The 18,938-nt window shown below is 60.3% G+C and carries 17 protein-coding genes; 8 read left to right on the forward strand and 9 right to left on the reverse strand.

The window, feature by feature from the left end; translation table 11 throughout:
• Window positions 1-191 precede the first annotated feature (191 nt).
• From guaA to ACP6KB_RS21970, 4 genes are all read right to left on the reverse strand, one after another.
• Window positions 192-1,769 (reverse strand): glutamine-hydrolyzing GMP synthase, encoded by a 1,578-nt coding sequence (guaA, locus tag ACP6KB_RS21955; protein WP_442109361.1) that lies wholly within the window; start codon window positions 1,767-1,769, stop codon window positions 192-194.
• Window positions 1,770-1,895: 126 nt separating this feature from the next.
• Window positions 1,896-3,365, reverse strand: a complete 1,470-nt coding sequence (guaB, locus tag ACP6KB_RS21960; protein ID WP_442109362.1) for an IMP dehydrogenase — start codon at window positions 3,363-3,365, stop codon at window positions 1,896-1,898.
• An 85-nt stretch (window positions 3,366-3,450) separates the two neighbouring features.
• Window positions 3,451-4,008, reverse strand: coding sequence for a sugar ABC transporter ATPase (locus ACP6KB_RS21965; RefSeq protein WP_442109363.1), 558 nt, complete (start codon window positions 4,006-4,008; stop codon window positions 3,451-3,453).
• 18 nt (window positions 4,009-4,026) lie between these two features.
• Entirely contained in the window at window positions 4,027-4,809 is a 783-nt protein-coding gene (locus tag ACP6KB_RS21970) for a sulfite exporter TauE/SafE family protein (protein WP_442109364.1), read from the reverse strand.
• A gap of 102 nt (window positions 4,810-4,911) precedes the next feature.
• On the opposite strand from ACP6KB_RS21970, the gene ACP6KB_RS21975 reads away from it, so the two are divergent.
• The 4 genes from ACP6KB_RS21975 (at window position 4,912) to leuA (ending at window position 10,232) form a co-directional block, all read left to right on the forward strand.
• Window positions 4,912-5,793, forward strand: a complete 882-nt coding sequence (locus ACP6KB_RS21975; protein ID WP_442109365.1) for a LysR family transcriptional regulator — start codon at window positions 4,912-4,914, stop codon at window positions 5,791-5,793.
• A gap of 101 nt (window positions 5,794-5,894) precedes the next feature.
• Entirely contained in the window at window positions 5,895-7,274 is a 1,380-nt protein-coding gene (gene xseA, locus ACP6KB_RS21980; RefSeq protein WP_442109366.1) for an exodeoxyribonuclease VII large subunit, read from the forward strand.
• Window positions 7,275-7,277: 3 nt separating this feature from the next.
• Complete coding sequence (locus tag ACP6KB_RS21985; protein ID WP_442109367.1) at window positions 7,278-8,102, forward strand: peptidoglycan DD-metalloendopeptidase family protein; 825 nt, start codon at window positions 7,278-7,280, stop codon at window positions 8,100-8,102.
• 453 nt (window positions 8,103-8,555) lie between these two features.
• The gene (gene leuA, locus ACP6KB_RS21990; protein WP_442109368.1) at window positions 8,556-10,232 is read left to right on the forward strand and encodes a 2-isopropylmalate synthase; all 1,677 of its coding nucleotides are present in this window, start codon (window positions 8,556-8,558) and stop codon (window positions 10,230-10,232) included.
• A gap of 81 nt (window positions 10,233-10,313) precedes the next feature.
• Here leuA and ACP6KB_RS21995 read toward each other — a convergent pair whose 3' ends face one another.
• On the reverse strand, window positions 10,314-10,496 hold the full coding sequence (locus tag ACP6KB_RS21995) for a hypothetical protein (protein WP_442109369.1): 183 nt from the start codon (window positions 10,494-10,496) through the stop codon (window positions 10,314-10,316).
• Here ACP6KB_RS21995 and ACP6KB_RS22000 point away from each other — a divergent pair.
• From ACP6KB_RS22000 to ACP6KB_RS22010, 3 genes are read left to right on the forward strand one after another with little or no spacing between them, the layout of a single operon-like run.
• Window positions 10,479-11,810, forward strand: a complete 1,332-nt coding sequence (locus tag ACP6KB_RS22000; RefSeq protein WP_442109370.1) for a hypothetical protein — start codon at window positions 10,479-10,481, stop codon at window positions 11,808-11,810. The two genes, ACP6KB_RS21995 and ACP6KB_RS22000, sit on opposite strands and share 18 nt — an antisense overlap.
• A 9-nt stretch (window positions 11,811-11,819) precedes the next feature.
• Window positions 11,820-12,962, forward strand: a complete 1,143-nt coding sequence (locus ACP6KB_RS22005) for a merozoite surface protein 3b (RefSeq protein WP_442109371.1) — start codon at window positions 11,820-11,822, stop codon at window positions 12,960-12,962.
• Window positions 12,959-13,966, forward strand: coding sequence for a DUF6384 family protein (locus ACP6KB_RS22010; RefSeq protein WP_442109372.1), 1,008 nt, complete (start codon window positions 12,959-12,961; stop codon window positions 13,964-13,966). Before ACP6KB_RS22005 ends, ACP6KB_RS22010 begins: the two co-directional genes overlap by 4 nt.
• A gap of 123 nt (window positions 13,967-14,089) precedes the next feature.
• Here ACP6KB_RS22010 and ACP6KB_RS22015 read toward each other — a convergent pair whose 3' ends face one another.
• From ACP6KB_RS22015 to zwf, 3 genes are read right to left on the reverse strand one after another with little or no spacing between them, the layout of a single operon-like run.
• Window positions 14,090-14,764 (reverse strand): bifunctional 4-hydroxy-2-oxoglutarate aldolase/2-dehydro-3-deoxy-phosphogluconate aldolase, encoded by a 675-nt coding sequence (locus ACP6KB_RS22015; protein ID WP_442109373.1) that lies wholly within the window; start codon window positions 14,762-14,764, stop codon window positions 14,090-14,092.
• A gap of 17 nt (window positions 14,765-14,781) precedes the next feature.
• Complete coding sequence (pgl, locus tag ACP6KB_RS22020; RefSeq protein ID WP_442109374.1) at window positions 14,782-15,495, reverse strand: 6-phosphogluconolactonase; 714 nt, start codon at window positions 15,493-15,495, stop codon at window positions 14,782-14,784.
• Complete coding sequence (zwf, locus tag ACP6KB_RS22025) at window positions 15,482-16,951, reverse strand: glucose-6-phosphate dehydrogenase (RefSeq protein WP_442109375.1); 1,470 nt, start codon at window positions 16,949-16,951, stop codon at window positions 15,482-15,484. Before zwf ends, pgl begins: the two co-directional genes overlap by 14 nt.
• A 213-nt stretch (window positions 16,952-17,164) precedes the next feature.
• On the opposite strand from zwf, the gene hexR reads away from it, so the two are divergent.
• Window positions 17,165-18,025, forward strand: coding sequence for a DNA-binding transcriptional regulator HexR (gene hexR / locus ACP6KB_RS22030; RefSeq protein ID WP_174242320.1), 861 nt, complete (start codon window positions 17,165-17,167; stop codon window positions 18,023-18,025).
• On the opposite strand, the gene ACP6KB_RS22035 is transcribed toward hexR, so the two are convergent.
• Complete coding sequence (locus ACP6KB_RS22035; RefSeq protein ID WP_442109376.1) at window positions 18,018-18,872, reverse strand: D-hexose-6-phosphate mutarotase; 855 nt, start codon at window positions 18,870-18,872, stop codon at window positions 18,018-18,020. The two genes, hexR and ACP6KB_RS22035, sit on opposite strands and share 8 nt — an antisense overlap.
• Window positions 18,873-18,938: the final 66 nt, after the last annotated feature.

Raw genomic sequence — 18,938 nt, forward strand, 5'->3', positions numbered from 1 at the left:
ATCGCGCTCCTTATGGTAGTACTCATTGTCATACGCCTCCGTTTAGAGTCGCATCTGGTAGTTTGAACCTCTGAAACAAAAGCAGGACTGCAGGTGACCGACGGCTAGGCCCCAAAAAGCCGAAAGCCCGCTGTTAGGCGGGCTTCAGGGTGTTTCACGCTAGCGCAGGCCGGTCAGTGCCCGGCGTGGGATCATTCCCACTCGATCGTTGCTGGCGGCTTGCTCGACACGTCGTAAGTAACGCGGGAGATGCCTTCGATCTCGTTGATGATCCGGCCGCTGACGGTTTCCAGCAGTTCGTACGGCAGGTGTGCCCAACGCGCGGTCATGAAGTCCACGGTTTCTACGGCACGCAGGGCGACAACCCAGGCGTAACGACGGCCATCACCGACGACACCCACCGACTTGACCGGTTGGAATACCACGAATGCCTGGCTGGTCTTGTGGTACCAGTCGGCTTTGCGCAGTTCTTCGATGAAGATGTGGTCGGCGCGACGCAGCAGGTCGGCGTATTCCTTCTTCACTTCACCCAGAATACGCACACCCAGGCCCGGGCCTGGGAACGGGTGACGGTAGACCATGTCGTACGGCAGGCCGAGTTCCAGGCCGATCTTGCGTACTTCGTCTTTGAACAGTTCGCGCAACGGCTCGACCAGCTTGAGGTTCATTTCCTCCGGCAGGCCACCGACGTTATGGTGCGACTTGATCACGTGGGCTTTGCCGCTCTTGGCGCCAGCCGACTCGATGACGTCAGGGTAGATGGTGCCCTGGGCGAGGAACTGGATGTTGTCCAGTTTGCTGGCCTCGGCATCGAAGATGTCGATGAAGGTACGGCCGATGATCTTGCGCTTCTTCTCTGGGTCCGCTTCGTCAGCCAGGTTGTCCAGGAACTGCTTTTCAGCGTCGGCGCGGATCACTTTGACGCCCATGTTCTCTTTGAACATGGCCATCACCTGGTCACCTTCGTGCAGGCGCAGCAGGCCGTTGTCGACGAAAACGCAGGTCAGCTGGTCGCCGATGGCGCGGTGCAGCAGCGCAGCAACTACCGAGGAGTCGACGCCGCCGGACAGACCCAGCAGGACGTTGGCCGAACCCACTTGCTCACGTACCTGGGCAATGGCGTCTTCAACGATGTTCGACGGGGTCCACAGGGCTTCACAGCCGCAGATGTCCTGGACGAAGCGCGAAAGAATGCGACCGCCTTGTTTGGTGTGGGTCACTTCCGGGTGGAACTGCACGCCGTAGTAGCCCAGGGCATCGTCGTACATGCCAGCGATCGGGCAGCTCGGGGTGCTGGCCAGGACGCTGAAGTTACCCGGCATCTGGGTGACCTTGTCGCCGTGGCTCATCCACACGTCCAGGCCCAGTACGCCGTCATCGTCGACATGGTCTTCGATGCCGTCGAGCAGACGGCTCTTGCCGACCACGTCAACGCGGGCATAACCGAATTCGCGCAGCTCGGAACCTTCAACCTTGCCGCCCATTTGCTCGGCCATGGTCTGCATGCCGTAGCAAATGCCCAGTACCGGGACTTTCAGGTCGAACACAGCTTGCGGGGCGCGCGGGCTGTTGGCTTCGTGCACGGACTCAGGGCCGCCGGCAAGGATGATGCCGCGCGGGTTGAATTCGCGAATCGCTTCATCGTCCATGTCGAACGGGTGCAGTTCGCAGTACACGCCGATTTCGCGCACGCGGCGGGCGATCAGCTGGGTGTACTGGGAACCGAAGTCGAGAATCAGGATACGGTGAGCGTGAATGTCGAGGGCCATGACTCAATCTCTGATGCAGCTGCAAGCTTCAAGCCGCAAGCTGCAAGTTGTTCGGGGGGAACGCGGTAGCTGCTGCAGCGCAACTACCGCTTAAAGCTAGAAGCTTGTAACTGACGACTGGAGGCGTTAGCCGACCCGGTAGTTTGGCGCTTCTTTGGTGATTTGTACGTCATGCACGTGGGACTCGGCCATGCCGGCACCGGTGATACGCACGAACTCTGGTTTGGTGCGCATCTCTTCGATGTTGGCGCTGCCGGTGTAGCCCATCGAGGAGCGCAGGCCACCCATCAGCTGGTGGATGATCGCGGTCAGGGTGCCCTTGTACGGCACACGACCTTCGATACCTTCCGGTACCAGCTTCTCGGCACCGGCCGAGGAGTCCTGGAAGTAACGGTCCGAGGAACCCTGGGCCTGGGACATGGCGCCCAGCGAGCCCATGCCACGGTAAGCCTTGTAGGAACGGCCCTGGAACAGTTCGATCTCGCCGGGTGCTTCTTCGGTACCGGCGAACATCGAGCCCATCATCACCGCGGAAGCGCCAGCAACGATGGCCTTGGACAGGTCGCCGGAGAAGCGGATGCCACCGTCGGCGATCAGCGGAACACCGGTGCCTTCAAGGGCTGCGGCAACATTGGCGATGGCGCTGATTTGCGGCACACCGACACCGGCAACGATACGGGTGGTGCAGATCGAGCCAGGACCGATACCGACCTTGACGGCGTCAGCGCCGGCTTCGGCCAAGGCTTTGGCCGCAGCGCCGGTAGCGATGTTGCCGCCGATGACCTGAACCTGCGGGAAGTTCTCCTTGACCCAGCGAACGCGATCGATCACGCCTTTGGAGTGGCCGTGAGCGGTGTCGACCACCACCACGTCAACGCCGGCGGCAACCAGTGCGGTAACGCGATCGCCGGTGTCTTTACCGGTGCCGACCGCAGCGCCAACGCGCAGACGACCCTGGTCGTCCTTGCTGGCCAGCGGGTAGGCCTTGGCTTTTTCGATGTCGTTGACGGTCATCATGCCTTTGAGGGCGAATTTTTCGTCGACGATCAGCACGCGCTCGATGCGGTGCTTGTGCAGCAGTTCACGCGCTTCGTTCTTGTCAGCGCCTTCCATGACCGTGACCAGACGCTCTTTAGGCGTCATCACTTCACGGACAGTGGCGTCCAGGCGGCTTTCGAAGCGCACGTCACGGGAGGTGACAATACCGACCAGGTCGCCATTGTGCAGTACCGGAACGCCGGAAATGTTGTTCAGACGGGTCAGTTCGAACAGGTCACGCACCGTGGCATCAGCCTCGATGGTGATCGGGTCTTTGACCACACCAGCCTCGAACTTCTTGACCTTGCGCACTTCGGCAGCTTGCTGCTCGATGGTCATGTTCTTGTGGATGATGCCGATGCCACCTTCCTGGGCCATGGCAATGGCCAGGCGGGCTTCGGTCACGGTATCCATGGCGGCGGAAACCAACGGAATATTCAGCTCGATGCCACGGGTCAAACGGGTCTTGAGACTGACTTCATTGGGTAGTACCTCGGAATAACCAGGCACTAGGAGAATGTCGTCGAAGGTCAGGGCTTCTTGGCTGATACGCAGCATCGCGGGGGCTCCCGGGCGGGAAAAATGGAAGCGCGCCATTATACTCATCCAGAGCCTTTCGCTCAATGCAAAGATCGGCCTTCGGTCAGTTACCGGCGCGGCTTACCTCAACGACCGCCACCGGCTGATCCAGCCAGTCGGCGAAGTCATCGAGAAAAGCCTGCTTGAACTGTGCCGCGCTCCAGTTATTGAAGATGAAACCCAGGTTGGAAAACGCGCAAGGTTGCAGAAACAGAAAGCCATTGATGTCGTCTTCGTGACCACACAACGGGCAAATGAAGTTGTCGGTTTGCCCCGGCATCCATTCTTCCAGGCTTTCGAACAGCGCCACGCCCACCTCGCGGCGGCACTCGGCGCAGCCGGCCTCTTCGAGAAAGCCATCGAGCGGGGTATAGATGCAACGTTTGCTGATCACTTCCAGGCCATTGACGGCCTGACCGTAAGGCAGCAATTCCGGCCGCTCCACCACTTTGCGCGCGCCTTCAGCAATGGCGTAGGCCATACGGTTGCCGGTGCTGCCGCAGGTGCTCAGTTGTTCCTCGATGATTTTCTCGCGCACCAGCCAGCGCAGAATCGCCCGGGCGCGGGGCTCATGCACAGGAACCGTGGAAATCTTCGGGACAATGATGCTCTGGGTAATCATGACGGCAGCCAAACATGCTCAAAGCGGCCAGTTTACCTCACTCAGGTAGCGACCGATCAGGGCAATGCCGCTGGCCAGCACCAGCCAGCTGACCAGCCGCACAAAGGCGTCTCGTGACATGTTCAAGGTCAGACGCCGGCCCAGGTACACACCGATCAGCATCACCGGCAGCAAACACAGCGCCAGCACTATCAACGGAAGGTCGGCATACACCCCGGCGATCAGAAACAGGCTCAGGCGCACCACCGTGCTGCAACTGATCAGCGCACTTTGAGTCGCCCGTGCCTGCTCGTTGGAGGGCAAGCGGGCGTTGAGATAAATCGCATAGAGAAACCCACCGCTGCCAAACAAGGCACCAAACAGGCCGCCCGCGGTTCCCATAGGTACCGCCCAGGCCGCCGCAAGCTGTGCTGGCCTGGCCTTCACCGCCAGGCTGTACAAGGCGTAAGCGCTGATAAAAAGGCCCATCAACAGCAACAACAGGTCGGATTTGAGCGTGAGCAAAAACATCACACCGAGGGTGCATCCCAGGGCCATGCACGGTAGCAGGCGCAGCAATTCGCTACGGGCCACCGCTCTGCGTGCTGGCAGCCAGTTACCAAGGGCGGCGACGAAATCCAGTAGCACCAGCAACGGGATGATCTGCGACAGCGGCATGAAGTTGATCAACACAGGTCCCGCTATCAGCGCGGTACCGAAACCCGCGATGCCGAAAACGATGTAAGCGGCACCGACACCGAACAGAATTGGCAGCCAGTCGAAGGCGCTGAAGGGTAATTGGGAAAGCAGAGCCGAGAGCATGGTGGTCGCCAACAGTGAAGGTGAAGAAACTTTACCCAGCCGCTAGCCATGCCGACTAATATGCATTTTCGCCAGCAGACATCTCGAAACGGCATAGCACTAATGATCTCCACCCGTCAGTTGCGCTACTTCGTTGAAATCGCCGAGAGCGGCAGCTTCAGCGCCGCCGCCGAGCGCCTGTTCATCGCCCAGTCCGCCCTGAGCCGGCAGATCAAAGAGCTGGAGTCGCAGCTCGATACCTTGCTGTTCGAACGCACTGCTCGCCAGCCGCGCCTGACCGCTGCCGGCCAGGCCTTCTTGCCAAGAGCCCGTACCTTGCTGATCGACCTGGAAAAAGCCCAACAGCTGGCTCGGGATGTCGGCCAGGGGGTGAGCGGCAATCTGCGCTTGAATCACTCGAGCACCGTGCCCTTGACCGGGCCGTTATTGAGCCGCCTCAGCAGTTATCTGCATGAGCATCCAGGTGTGGCCATGGACATCGCGCAGCAGTCTTCTGAAATGCAACTGCAGGAACTTGCGCAAGGCCGTCTGGAAATCGGCCTGTTGCGCCTGCCAGTGTTGCGCCAGCACGAAGGGCTGTGTGTCCAGCCGCTGTTCGAAGAACCTTTGTTGCTGGCCGTCGCCGAGAATCATCCGCTGGCCGGAGAAACCCGCGTTTGTCTGGCGCAACTGCGTGACCTGCCGTTTATCTCCATCCCCCACCATCAGCGTGGCGGCTTGAGCTACCTGTCTGCCGAATTGTGCATGCGCGCCGGATTCTTCCCGCAAGCTGCGCGAGTGGTGTCACGCAAGACAACCCAGTTGCAGTTGATCCAGGCCGGATTCGGTGTGGCCTTGTTACCCAAGTCCATGCAGGAAATAGCACCGCCATCGCTGAAGTTCATTGCCCTGGCGGACGAAGGCTGCGCCAGCACCGTGGCCTTGGCCTACCGCCAGGACGCCGGAACATTGGTCAGGCAATTCGTCGAACACATGACCCCGTAGGCGCGGGCTTGCCCCGCGCTACGATCTGCCTGACAGATCACAATCGCAGGACAAGCCCGCGCCTACCGCGCCAGTGCAACATTGCTTTATGATGCTGCCCCATGATCAAAGACCCTTTCGAAAGACTCGGCCTGGACCGCGAAGTCCTCACCGTCAGCCAGCTCAACGGCCGCGCCCGGGTGCTGCTCGAAGACGTGTTCCGTAATGTCTGGGTTGAAGGCGAAATCTCCAACCTCGCCCGCCCGGCGTCCGGCCATGTCTATTTCACCCTTAAAGACAGCGGTGCTCAGGTGCGCTGCGCACTGTTCCGCCAGAACGCCGTGCGCGTGCGCCAGGCCCTGCGTGACGGCCTGGCAGTCAAGGTGCGCGGCAAGGTCTCGCTGTTCGAAGGCCGTGGCGACTACCAACTGATCCTCGATACGGTCGAACCGGCCGGCGACGGCGCACTGCGCCTGGCCTTCGAAGCGCTCAAGGAAAAGCTCGGAGCCGAAGGGCTGTTCAGCGCCGAACGCAAGGTCGCCCTGCCCGCCCACCCGCAACGCATCGGCATTGTCAGCTCGCCGACAGGTGCGGTGATCCGCGACATCATCAGCGTGTTCCGCCGCCGTGCCCCGCAAGTCGAACTGACCCTGATCCCGACCGCCGTGCAAGGCCGTGAAGCCATCAATCAGATCGTGCGGGCCTTGCAACTGGCCGATGCCGGCGGCTTCGACGCGCTGATCCTGGCCCGTGGCGGTGGTTCGCTGGAAGACCTCTGGTGCTTCAACGAAGAGCCAGTGGCGCGCGCGATTGCCGCCTGCGTCACGCCGATTGTCAGCGCCGTCGGCCACGAGACGGATGTGTCGATCAGTGACTTTGTCGCCGACGTACGCGCACCCACGCCTTCAGCTGCGGCCGAGTTGCTGGCGCCGGACAGCAGCGACCTGCAGCGCCGTATCGACAGCCTCAAGCGTCGCCTGCTGCTACGCATGCAGAGCCGCCTGAGCCACGACCGCCTGCGCCTGGATGGCCTGACCCGACGCCTGCGCCACCCCGGCGAGCGCCTGCGTCAACAAGCGCAACGTCTGGATGACCTGGACATGCGCCTGCGCCGCGCCTTCGAACAACGCCTCAACCAACGCCGCGAGCGCCTGGCGCGCCTCGATACCCGCCTGGCTGCGCAGCATCCCGGACGCACCCTGGCCTTGCTCAAGCAGCGCCTGGACAGCCTGTCCGAGCGCTTGCCGCGGGCCATGCGCGAAACGCTCAAGGACCGTCGCCAACGCCTCCAGGCGCACATGCAAACCCTGCACGTGGTCAGCCCGCTGGCCACCCTAGGACGCGGCTACAGCATCCTCCTCGATGAGCGCGGGCAGGCCATTCGTAGCGCCACCCAGACCCAAAACGGCCAGCGCCTGACTGCCCGCCTGGGCGAAGGTGAGCTGCAGGTACGCGTTGAAGACAATCACCTGACCCCGGTCACGCTTTCATTACTGGACTGAACCATGCCCCGTTTGTTTGCCCCGTTGATGCTGCTGTGCCTGATGTTCGCCAGCAGCGCCCAGGCCAGCTACATCACCCGTCAACTGAACAAACCGGTACCCGGTGGAGTTGCGGTTGTTAACCTTGGCCCGGCAGCCCAGGCGCCCAGCGCACGCTTTGATGGCAAGCCGGTGCTGGTGGTCAAGGAGCAGGACAACTGGCTGGCCATCGTCGGCATCCCGCTCACGCAAAAGCCCGGCCAGGCGAAGATCACCCAAGGCACACGCACCCTCAGTTTCAACGTAGGCAGCAAGAAGTACCCGGAACAGCGCATCACCTTGAAGAACAAGCGTCAGGTCAATCCTGATCCGGCCGACCTCAAGCGTATCGACGCCGAATTGGCCGAACAGCTCAAGGCCTACCGCAGTTTCAGCCCTACCCTGCCGAGCAACCTGATGCTCGACAAACCGGTCAATGGCCCACTGTCGAGCAAGTTCGGCGTGCGCCGCTTCTTCAATGGCGAAGAGCGCAACCCGCATGCCGGGCTGGACTTCGCCGTGCCTGCTGGCACACCGATCAAAACCCCGGCCAACGGCAAAGTGATTCTGGTGGGCAATTACTTCTTCAATGGCCAGACAGTGTTCGTCGATCATGGCCAAGGCTTTATCAGCATGTTCTGCCATATGTCGAAGATCGACGTGAAGCCCGGCCAGCAGCTCAGCCGCGGCGCAGTGGTCGGACGGGTCGGCGCAACCGGCCGGGCAACAGGCCCGCACATGCACTGGAACGTCAGCCTCAACGACGCGCGGGTAGACCCAGCCATCTTCATCGGTGCCTTCCAGCCCTGATTCCTATGGGTGAACTGTCTTGCACCACCTGTGGGAGCGGGCTTGCCCCGCGATAGCGATTTGTCTGTTTCACCGCATCGCGGGGCAAGTCGGGTCGCCGCACCGCCGCTCCCACAGGATGATCAAGGCAGTTGCTATGACAGCGGATTTCCCAAGCTGGCAAGTCATCGCAATAAAATATGATCCCACCTCAATAAATCGCTATAAAATTTCGACTTCTTTGATTTTTTAAGCATTCCTCTCAAATTTTTCGCAACACTTGCCATCTTTAACCTCACTGGGTAGGGTTGAAGACATGAAAACCTTTCAGACCCTCATTCTGCTTCGTCAACACCGCAGCCTCTGCCTGGTCAGTGCACGACTACCAAGCTGAATCGCGTCGCCTCGCCTTTTCATCTCGTTTTCGTTCGGCAGGCCACCTTCATCAGGCCGCACACTAAAGGATTGCTTTTCATGACCATGCTCAAAGACCCTTCGAAAAAATACAGTGCCTTCCCTACCGTCAACTTGCCTGACCGTACCTGGCCATCGAAGACCATCACCCAGACGCCTATCTGGTGCAGCTCCGACTTGCGTGATGGCAACCAGTCGCTGATCGAGCCGATGGATGCGGTGAAGAAGCTGCGTTTCTGGAAGACCCTGGTCAGTGTCGGCGTGAAAGAGATCGAAGCCTCTTTCCCTTCGGCATCGCAAACCGATTTCGACTTCGTTCGTACCCTGATCGAAGACGGCCATATTCCTGATGACACCACCATCCAGGTGTTGACCCAGGCCCGTGAAGACTTGATCGCCCGTACCTTCGAATCGCTGCGCGGTGCGAAAAAGGCCATCGTCCACCTGTACAACGCCACCAGCCCATCGTTCCGCCGTATTGTCTTCAACCAGGACAAGCAAGGCGTGAAAGACATCGCGGTGAACGCGGCCAAGCTGTTCGTCAAATATGCCGCCCAGCAGCCAGAAACCCAGTGGACGTTCCAGTACTCGCCAGAGACCTTCAGCGCCACTGAACTGGAGTTCGCCAAGGAAGTCTGTGATGCGGTGATCGAGGTGTGGAACCCGACGCCTGAGCACAAGATCATCCTCAACCTGCCGGCTACCGTCGAAGTGTCGACGCCGAACATCTACGCCGACCAGATCGAGTGGTTCGGCCGCAACGTCAACCGTCGCGACAGCGTGATCATCAGCCTGCACACCCACAACGACCGTGGTACTGGCGTGGCCGCCACCGAGCTGGGCCTGATGGCCGGTGCCGACCGTGTCGAAGGCTGCCTGTTCGGCAACGGCGAGCGTACCGGTAACGTCGACCTGGTGACCTTGGCCCTGAACCTCTACACCCAAGGCCTGGACCCACAGTTGGACTTCTCCGACATCGATGGCGTGCGCAAGGTGGTCGAGGAATGCAACCAGATTCCGGTGCACCCACGTCATCCATACGTTGGTGACCTGGTTCACACCGCGTTCTCCGGCTCGCACCAGGATGCGATCCGCAAGGGTTTCACCCAGCAGAAAGACGACGCCAAGTGGGAAGTACCGTACCTGCCGATCGACCCGGCCGACATCGGCCGCAGCTACGAGGCAGTCATCCGCGTCAACAGCCAGTCGGGCAAAGGCGGTATTACCTACCTGCTGGAACAGGAATACGGCATCAGCTTGCCACGCCGCATGCAGATCGAGTTCAGCCAGGTGGTACAGGGTGAAACCGACCGTCTGGGCCTGGAAATGACTGCCCAGCAGATCTACAACCTGCTGCACCGCGAATACTTGCAAGCCAACTCGCCGTACGCGCTGGTCAGCCATCGCCTGCAGGAAGAGAACGGCAACAGCAAGGTTGAGGTTGAAGTGTCCAGCGAAGGTGAAACCACCCTGCACTGGCACGGCAAAGGTAACGGTGCCCTGGAAGCACTGGTCGCAGGCTTGCCGGTAGCCGTGGAAATCATGGACTACAACGAGCACGCCATTGGCGCCGGTACCAACGCCAAAGCCGCGGCGTACATTGAGCTGCGTGTTGCCGGTGGTCGCCCGGTGCATGGTGTGGGTATCGATGAAAACATCACCACTGCCAGCTTCAAGGCCCTGTTCAGCGCCCTGAACCGCTCGTTGACGCAACAGGCTGCCGCCAAAGCCGCCTGACGCTGAGCCCGCTGCACTAGAGCCCGCCTGCTTCAGGCGGGCTTTTTTGTGCGCCGATTTTAAAACGCCATCACTTTGACCTCAGCCGTCGTTATACTGCGGACCCGCTTCATTTTCGTAGACACCACCTGTAAGGACGCAGATGAACCACGCCCAGCCTTGCTCCAGGGTCAAGCCATGAAGGGCATGGCTTCCAGCACCCTGATGGCGATCGTCGAAGATCATTCCCGTAGCTATGAACTGCGCATGAACGAGATCGATCATGCCCACCTCCCCCTCGTGGGACGCTACCTGCGCATCGATCAGGACCTCATCGACTACCTCAGCCCCATTGTTGCAGACACCTTCAGCCCCCTACCCGGCGCCCCTGCAAAGCTGGCCCAACTGCTGAACGCGAGCCGTGCCGAACACGAACGCCTGCGCAAGCTGTTGGCCGAGCAGGAACGGGAAATCACCCAGGCGCTGCGCAACGACAGGGAAGTTCGCGCGCAACGTGATGAAGTTGACCGCCAGGCACTGGCCAGGCTGCAACACTCACCCGAATACCAGCGCGTGTCGCAGCAACTTCAGCACGCACTGGACGCCGAACAGCAGGCTGAAATCGACTTCATCGAAGTGCGCGACGAATGCAACGTCAAACTCCCACAGTACCAAGCGCACCCGATCTACAACTTCCTGCGTGATCGTCACTACGGCACTGCCGAGTACAACGGCGGGCCTGTGGCACGCGTACTCGACGGCTGGCTGGCCAAACGGGTCAACTTTCGCATCAATCTGGAAAACGAACAGATCCTGCTGGAAATGCAGGACTATAACGAAACACTGCAAAGCGAACGGCAGGCCAATCTGGAAGCACTGCAGGAGGAGATGTACGACCTGCAGGCTGAGGCACAGCGCACCGCCGGCAAAGAAGCGCTCAACGTCAAACAGAAGCTGCTGGCCCGCCAGATCTTCGCAGCCAAGCAGCGTGCCCGAGAACTGCGGGAAGAACTCGTGCCACTGCTCGTCAACGAAGACCCGGACTTTCTGGCCGGTTTGCAACTGATCAGCGAGCAGACGCGTGGCAAGGACATGAAGGACTTGCTGGAAGAACTGGCCCCGGCACTGGCCTCAAATCCACAGGCGGGCGCACGGCTGCAGGCACTGCGTGCGGAACGCTTGCACATCGTCCAGGCGCTGGACAACTGCCACGAGCGGCAAGTCGCGGCCGAAGACGCTTGTGAGTTGGCCAAAGACCTTGAAAGCCAACTGCGTATTCACCTGTTCGGCAGCCTGAATTGCGACGAAGACTGCGACTGCAACTGCCATTGCACTCCACACCTCAACGGCTGTTCATATGACTATTGCAGTGTTCAAGATTGCGACTGCGATTGTCACGAGGAGTGCTTCTGCCTCTACGACTACGACAATGGCGGACAGCTCGACGCCTCGCTGGATGTTGCTCAACTACTGAGCAGCTACATGAAGCGCGAAATTACCCTGGATTACCTGCTGGGCCTGCTCGATACCCAGTTCCTTCCTGACAGCGAAACCTCCCCCCACGTACACTCGGCAGCCGCTGGCTGCGCCACCTCGTAAGGACACCCCATGAGCCAATACCTGGAAAAGGCCCTCAGCAACCTGCGCAGCATCGGCATCAACTTCCTTCAGCCGACTCAACAAGCGCCGGTGCTTGCTCTGCTCGATCGCATTGCCGACTACGACAACACGCGGGTCACTTCGATTGCCACCGTGCTGCAGCAATCGACCGCGTTTAACACGATGGTGCGCGAGCAGATCGAGGGCATGGACATCTCCACCCGCTTCATGGACATCACCGACAGTTTCACCTCGGTGCGTGAAGATGCCGCAGACATGGCCGGCTGGATGGATGACGGTCGCCTGGACACCGTAGAACGCCTCAAGCTGGCGTGGATGAACGTGCGTCGCGGCTCGATCCCCAGCCGCTTCAACGACATCCGCGAGCACTACCTGCAAGTGTGCAAGTCGGCCAACGACCAGATTTCCCGCGAGAACGTCATCCTTGAGTCCTACATGGACTTCCGCCTGGCAATGAAAACCGCAGAAGTCGATGCCCAGGAAGTCCTGGCGCTGGCTGGCAAAGTGTTGGCCGAACGCACCCAGCAGCTCGATGCCGCCAACAGCGCGGTAACGGCAGCCGAAGGCCAGGAACCGGCCCGCCGCGCTGCCCTGGAACTGAGCCGCGACGAAGCCGTGCGCGCCTTGCAGAACGAAGACAAGCGTTATCAGATCATCAAGGACATCGCCGATGACCTGCGTGTGGGCTACAACACCGCAGAGATGGTCTTTGCCCGTATCAGCCAGGTACACGTGATCAAAGAGCGTCAGTACCAGCGCATGGTGTCGTTCTTCTCCACCAACGAAGTGGTACTCACCAGCCTGGCGGTGTCGTTCACCGCCAACAGCGGTATGGCCGAAGCCACCCAGACCCTCAACGCCACCACCGAAGGCATAAGCAAAGGCCTGGAAGCGCTGGGCGAAATCGGCAACCAGCAACTGGGCGCGGCCGTTAAAGCCAGCTATGGCTCCACCTTGCGCGTCGACGCCGTGCGCTCGCTGGCCCAGGCCATGCTGACCTTCCAGAACGACATGAAAGGCCTGACCGACACCTACCGTGCCGAGTCGACCAATGCTGCCCGGGAAATCGCAGCCTGCGTCGAAGACGCCAAGCGTTCCTTTGCCGACTTGCTGGCCAAGGCCGGGCAATGAAGCGGGGATCACTCTCCGAACAGATGGGGGCCATGGCCCTCGTCGACCAGCTTCGCCATCAGCAACGCCAGATGCGCGAGCACCTGGATCTGCATCGGCGCCGCACGGAAGTCGCCGAGCGGATCAGGGCGTATTACCAGCAGCAGGGCATCGAGTGTGACGATGCGCTGGTGGAACAAGGCGTGCGCGAATTCTTCGACCGCCGCCTGATGTTCGAAGCCCCTACGCTGTCGAAAACAGAACAGCTGATCGCTTGGCTGTTCATGTGTCAGACGCAGTTCAAGAAAGGCTTGATCTGGCTATTGCTTCTGGCGCTGGTTGTCGCCATCAAGACTTGGACGATGCTTGACGACAAACCAAGCGCTACCCAAGCACCGGCCAAGGCCCAGGCCGTTCAGGCGCCAAAAGCTGCTGAAAGCGTGCCTGAAAGCGCCAACATGCAACGCTACAAGGCACAGCTCAAGCGCTTGGCCAGCATGCCGCTCAACGCGGATCTGCAAACGCAGATGAACGCCTATGCGCAACGTGTGAAGACCATTATCGACAAAGGTGACCCTGAGTACGTAGAGAATGTACTCGTGGAAATGCAACAGCAGATGGACTTTCTCGGTAACGAATATCTGCTGGAGCTAGTGGACCGATCAGGCGAACAGACCGGTTTTGAGCATTGCGCCGATCGCGCACTGTGCAAGACGTCGAAAACCGCCGGACGCAAGTGGTACCTGATGGTCCAGGCGGTCGATGCTCAAGGGAATGTCGGTCACATCCCGTATTTTCGTAAAGATGTTGAGGAAATGCGGGTTCACACCTCCATCGCGGTGCCGGTGAGCCACGCCGCGTATCTACAGGCTGTGAAGGACAAACACGACAACGGCCGCGTGGACCAACGCGATATTGGCTACAAACCTGCTTACACCATGGACCTGGCGTTCGATGAGCGCGCGCTCAATGAGCCACTGATCGATGAAGACTCGCCGGGGCTGAACATTACTCACAGCTTCTGAGAACCCAATCGCGGGGCAAGCCCGCTCCTACCGGTCTGTGGGAGCGGGCTTGCCCCGCGATGCGCAAAAAAAAGGGGCGCCGACCAAGCGCCCCCAAACCGTGTAGCACACAACGAATTCGATTTAGCCCAACAACTCCATGGCCTGCGCACTACACTCGGTAATCCGCGACCACTCGCCGTTCTTGATCCAGTCACTGTTCAGCATCCAGGTACCGCCCACACACATCACATTGGGCAACGCCATGTAACTTTGTACATTGCTCAGGTTGACCCCACCGGTCGGGCAAAAACGCACATCGCCAAACGGGCCGGCAAAGGCTTTGATCGCTGCTACGCCGCCGCTGATCTCGGCTGGAAACAGCTTGAAGCGCCGGTAGCCCAGGCAATAACCCATCATGATTTCCGACGGTGTACTGATACCCGGCAGCAACGGAATGTCGCTATCCACGCCCGCTTCGAGCAAATCCTGAGTAATCCCAGGGGTGACGACGAACTGCGCCCCGGCCGCTTCAACGGCGGCAAACGTCGTGCGATCGAGCACGGTGCCGGCACCGATGCACAGCTCCGGACGCTGCTCGCGCAACACCTGGATGGCCTTCAAGCCATGCGCCGAACGCAGGGTCACTTCCAGGGTCTTGATGCCACCCGCGGCCAAGGCATCGGCCAACGGCAGGATGTCGCTTTCGCGGGCAATGGTGATCACCGGCAGAATGCGCGCCTGGGTGCAGATCTGATCGATCCGGGCAATCTTGTCGGTCATCGAAACTCCCGGCTGTTTCAGTTCATGCGTGGTCATAACGGCGGATCCTTGGCTCATGGGCACCAGTAAATATCCAGAGGGTCTTGTAGAAAGGCGCGAATCGGCATCGCGGCAATGTCCGAGCCCTGCAGTGCGGCGCGCAGGGTAGCGAGTTTGCCTGGGCCTTGCACAGACAACACGGTGAATCCGGCCTGGGCGAGCAAGGCGCGGGTCATGCTCAGGCGCTGATGCGGCACACTCGGCGCCAGCATCGGCAAGCAGCGCCGCGAGCTGTGACGGTCGAGGCCTTCGCTGAGATTCGGGCTGTTGGGGAACAACGAGGCGGTATGCCCGTCGTCGCCCATGCCCAGTACCAATACGTCGATTGCGGTCAGCTTGGCCAAGGCCTGGTCAGCCTCGACCGCAGCCGCTTCGAGGCTGGCTGCAGGGCGATAAAGGCTGAGAAAACTCGCCTTGGCCGCCTTGCCGGTCAACAAATGACGCTTGAGCAGCCCGGCATTGCTGTCGGCATGCTCAACCGGCACCCAACGCTCATCGGCGAGGGTAACCAGCACCTTGGACCAGTCCAGCGGCTGCTGAATCAGTGCCTGAAAAAATGCCACCGGACTACGCCCGCCAGACACCACCAGGGTCGCCTGGCCTTTCGCCGCAATTGCAGCGTTCAGGCGTGCGGCGACATCCTTGGCCAAGCCTTCGGCCAATTGCGCAGCACCGCTAAAGTCGTGCGCCGTTACGTTAGCCGGCAGTTCAAGTTCAGATATCGCCATACCACGACCTCCCATCACGCGTAATCAGTGCAATCGAGCTCATCGGCCCCCAGGAGCCAGCGGCATAAGGCTTGGGCGCATCGCCACTGTGCTTCCAGCCGGCGATCAACTGATCACACCATTTCCACGCGTATTCGATTTCATCCTTGCGTACAAACAGGTTCTGATTGCCGCGCATCACTTCCAACAGCAAACGCTCATAGGCATCGGGAATCCGCGCGCTGCGCCAGGTGTCGGAAAAATTCAGCTGCAACGGCCCGCTGCGCAGTTGCATGCCCTTGTCCAGGCCCTGCTCCTTGGTCATCACCCGCAGGGAGATGCCTTCGTCCGGCTGCAGGCGGATGATCAGTTTGTTACCGATCTGCAAACGCTGTTCCGGGGCGAAGATGTAGTGCGGGGTCTCTTTGAAGTGGATGACAATCTGCGAGAGCTTTTGCGGCATGCGCTTGCCGGTGCGCAGGTAGAACGGCACACCCGCCCAGCGCCAGTTGCGGATATCGGCGCGCAGGGCGACAAAGGTCTCGGTGTCGCTCTGGGCGTTGGCGTTGTCTTCTTCCAGGTAACCGGGCACGGATTTGCCTTCGCTGTAACCCGCAATGTACTGACCGCGCACCACATGGGTGCTCAAACCTTCACCCGTGATCGGCGCCAGCGCCTTGAGCACTTTGACCTTCTCATTGCGGATGCTGTCGGCAGAGAGGTCACTGGGCGGGTCCATGGCGATCAGGCAGAGCAGCTGCAGCAGGTGGTTCTGGATCATGTCGCGCAGTTGCCCGGCTTTGTCGAAGTAGCCCCAGCGCCCTTCGATCCCGACCTTTTCAGCCACGGTAATTTCTACGTGGGAGATCGAATTCTGGTTCCACTGGGTTTCGAACAGGCTATTGGCAAAGCGCAGGGCAATCAGGTTCTGAACGGTTTCCTTGCCCAGGTAATGGTCGATGCGATAGACCCGATCTTCCGGGAAGTACTGCGCCACGGCATCGTTGACCCGCCGCGACGAGTCCAGGTCATGGCCGATCGGTTTTTCCAGCACTACCCGGGTACGGGCACTGAGGCCGACCTTGTCGAGGTTCTCGCAAATACCGCCGTACACCGCGGCAGGTGTGGCGAAATAGGCGATCAGTTGATTGCCGTCATCGACCTGCTCGGCCAGCGCCTGGTAATCCTCGCCCTTGAGGAAATCGACATGCACATAGCTCAGGCGTGCGAGGAAGCGCTGCAACACCAGCGGCTCGATCTGCCCGGCCGGGACGAACTCGCGCAAGTGCGCCTCGATCGACGCCAGGTGCTCGGCCACGCTGCCCGCCTCGCGGGCCAGGGCCAGCACCCGCGTATTGCTGTGCAACAGGTCGGCGCGGTCGAGCTGGTAGAGCGCCGGAAACAGCTTGCGCAACGCCAGGTCGCCAAGGGCGCCAAACAGGGCAAAGGTGCAAGGTTCAACGCTGATCGATGCCATGATGTTGGTTCTTTTATCAAGTTGAGCTAGAAATACCGTTTTCATTCCCAGTTTTCAAGGAATAATGTAGTAAAAACCACAACATTTTACTCAGTGGCAGATTCAAGTGGTGCGCCCTCCATGCCACCAGTACGATAAGCCACCGCGTCAACCGCTCACGGCTTCTGCCGTCGGGCCGCCTCATCGACCCAAGGACACATACCCATGGACCGCGTGCGAAACCTCCTGGAACAGATCCAGGGCCGCCTCGAAGAACTGAACAAGGCTGAGCGTAAAGTCGCCGAAGTCATTTTGCTCAACCCCCAGCAAGCCACGCGCTTCAGCATTGCCGCCCTCGCCCAGGCCGCCAAGGTCAGCGAACCAACGGTCAACCGCTTCTGCCGCTCGTTCGGCGTCAGTGGCTACCCTGAGCTGAAACTGCAACTGGCGCAAAGCCTGGCCAGCGGCGCCGCTTACGTCAGCCGCGCGGTTGAAGCCGATGACGACCCGGCCTCCTACACCCAGAAAATCTTCGGCAGCGCCATTGCCTCGCTGGACAGCGCCTGCCAGCAGCTCGATCCGCAGCTGATCAGCCGCGCGGTCGACATGCTGATTCAGGCACGCCAGATCCACTTTTTCGGCCTCGGTGCTTCAGCGCCGGTGGCACTGGATGCGCAACATAAGTTCTTCCGATTCAACCTCGCCGTTTCGGCCCACGCCGACGTGCTGATGCAACGCATGCTGGCCTCGGTGGCACACACCGGTGAGCTATTTGTCATCATCTCCTACACCGGCCGCACCCGCGAGCTGGTCGAAGTCGCACGCCTGGCCCGGGAAAACGGCGCCTCGGTACTCGGCCTGACCGCCGCCGACTCGCCGCTGGCCAAAGCCAGCAGCCTGAGCCTGAACATACCGCTGCCAGAAGACACCGATATTTACATGCCGATGACTTCGCGCATCATCCAGTTGACCGTACTCGACGTATTGGCCACCGGCATGACCTTGCGCCGCGGCGTCGACTTTCAGCCGCACCTGCGCAAGATCAAGGAAAGCCTCAACGCCAGCCGTTACCCGATCGACGACGAACTCAACTGAGCAATTGCGCCTGCAAACGCAGGTGAGCCTGCTCACCTGGCGCCAAACTCAAGCTGTCACTGCTGCCACTGGCGGCCTCAACACAGACGAAGCCCAGCGTTTCACTGCTACTGACCCCCATCAATGGCCGACTGCCGGGGTGCCAGACGATGGTGTCCTCACTGTCACCGGTATCGATGCTCAACTGCCGCTGCCAGGCCGGGTCGTGTAGCTGGACGTTCGCCGCATTGGGGAAGACCCGCTGACAGCCGCCAAACACCTTCAGGGCGCCTTTCTGGCGACAGGCCTGACGGTTCAAACGGTCATAACCCTCAATGTTTTCTAGCCCAGACAGCGCTATCTCAGAAACGTCACTAATACGCCAGTAAGCCAGCAGAGCATGACTCAGCTGACAGGGTTGGCTGTCTTGATGTTCGGTACTTAACTGCAATTCCATGCGTTTGCCCAGCCTGGCCGACAGATCGACCTGCCAGTCGCACAGCTGTAGCCGCCACTTGAGAGTCACGCCGTCTGGGTCTTCGCTGCTGTCGATCAGCTTCCAGTCGAGCAACCGCGCCCAGCCGTGGGCTGGCCACATGTCTTCGCTGGGGTGACGGCCATACCAGGGCCAGCACACCGGAACACCACCGCGAATGGCACCAACCTGTGGCCACTGGGCTGCACACCACAACCAGGGGCGTTCGCCTGTGGGCTGGAAATGCAGCAACTGCGCGCCCTGGCGGCTGAACACGGCCTGGCACTGGGGATGATCGATGATCAGCACATCGCGCTGCTGGTAACGCTCCCACTCGAAGGTCGGTCTAGGCCTCTGCGAAGTGAAGAAGCGTTGTAGCGGGTGCTCGGGCATAACGGGGACTCTTGTTGTTAGTTTGGGCCTTTATCGCGAAACAAGCCCGCTCCCACCAGGTAGGGG

This window comes from Pseudomonas sp. NUPR-001, from assembly GCF_052147955.1.
Taxonomy (GTDB): domain Bacteria; phylum Pseudomonadota; class Gammaproteobacteria; order Pseudomonadales; family Pseudomonadaceae; genus Aquipseudomonas.

What these genes read in the sequence shown, in the direction of transcription:
- guaA (WP_442109361.1), bottom strand. Translation starts at nt 1,769, where the DNA reads ATGGCCCTCGACATTCACGCTCACCGTATCCTGATTCTCGACTTCGGT.
- guaB (WP_442109362.1), bottom strand. Translation starts at nt 3,365, where the DNA reads ATGCTGCGTATCAGCCAAGAAGCCCTGACCTTCGACGACATTCTCCTA.
- ACP6KB_RS21965 (WP_442109363.1), bottom strand. Translation starts at nt 4,008, where the DNA reads ATGATTACCCAGAGCATCATTGTCCCGAAGATTTCCACGGTTCCTGTG.
- ACP6KB_RS21970 (WP_442109364.1), bottom strand. Translation starts at nt 4,809, where the DNA reads ATGCTCTCGGCTCTGCTTTCCCAATTACCCTTCAGCGCCTTCGACTGG.
- ACP6KB_RS21975 (WP_442109365.1), top strand. Translation starts at nt 4,912, where the DNA reads ATGATCTCCACCCGTCAGTTGCGCTACTTCGTTGAAATCGCCGAGAGC.
- xseA (WP_442109366.1), top strand. Translation starts at nt 5,895, where the DNA reads ATGATCAAAGACCCTTTCGAAAGACTCGGCCTGGACCGCGAAGTCCTC.
- ACP6KB_RS21985 (WP_442109367.1), top strand. Translation starts at nt 7,278, where the DNA reads ATGCCCCGTTTGTTTGCCCCGTTGATGCTGCTGTGCCTGATGTTCGCC.
- leuA (WP_442109368.1), top strand. Translation starts at nt 8,556, where the DNA reads ATGACCATGCTCAAAGACCCTTCGAAAAAATACAGTGCCTTCCCTACC.
- ACP6KB_RS22000 (WP_442109370.1), top strand. Translation starts at nt 10,479, where the DNA reads ATGAACGAGATCGATCATGCCCACCTCCCCCTCGTGGGACGCTACCTG.
- ACP6KB_RS21995 (WP_442109369.1), bottom strand. Translation starts at nt 10,496, where the DNA reads ATGATCGATCTCGTTCATGCGCAGTTCATAGCTACGGGAATGATCTTC.
- ACP6KB_RS22005 (WP_442109371.1), top strand. Translation starts at nt 11,820, where the DNA reads ATGAGCCAATACCTGGAAAAGGCCCTCAGCAACCTGCGCAGCATCGGC.
- ACP6KB_RS22010 (WP_442109372.1), top strand. Translation starts at nt 12,959, where the DNA reads ATGAAGCGGGGATCACTCTCCGAACAGATGGGGGCCATGGCCCTCGTC.
- ACP6KB_RS22015 (WP_442109373.1), bottom strand. Translation starts at nt 14,764, where the DNA reads ATGACCACGCATGAACTGAAACAGCCGGGAGTTTCGATGACCGACAAG.
- pgl (WP_442109374.1), bottom strand. Translation starts at nt 15,495, where the DNA reads ATGGCGATATCTGAACTTGAACTGCCGGCTAACGTAACGGCGCACGAC.
- zwf (WP_442109375.1), bottom strand. Translation starts at nt 16,951, where the DNA reads ATGGCATCGATCAGCGTTGAACCTTGCACCTTTGCCCTGTTTGGCGCC.
- ACP6KB_RS22035 (WP_442109376.1), bottom strand. Translation starts at nt 18,872, where the DNA reads ATGCCCGAGCACCCGCTACAACGCTTCTTCACTTCGCAGAGGCCTAGA.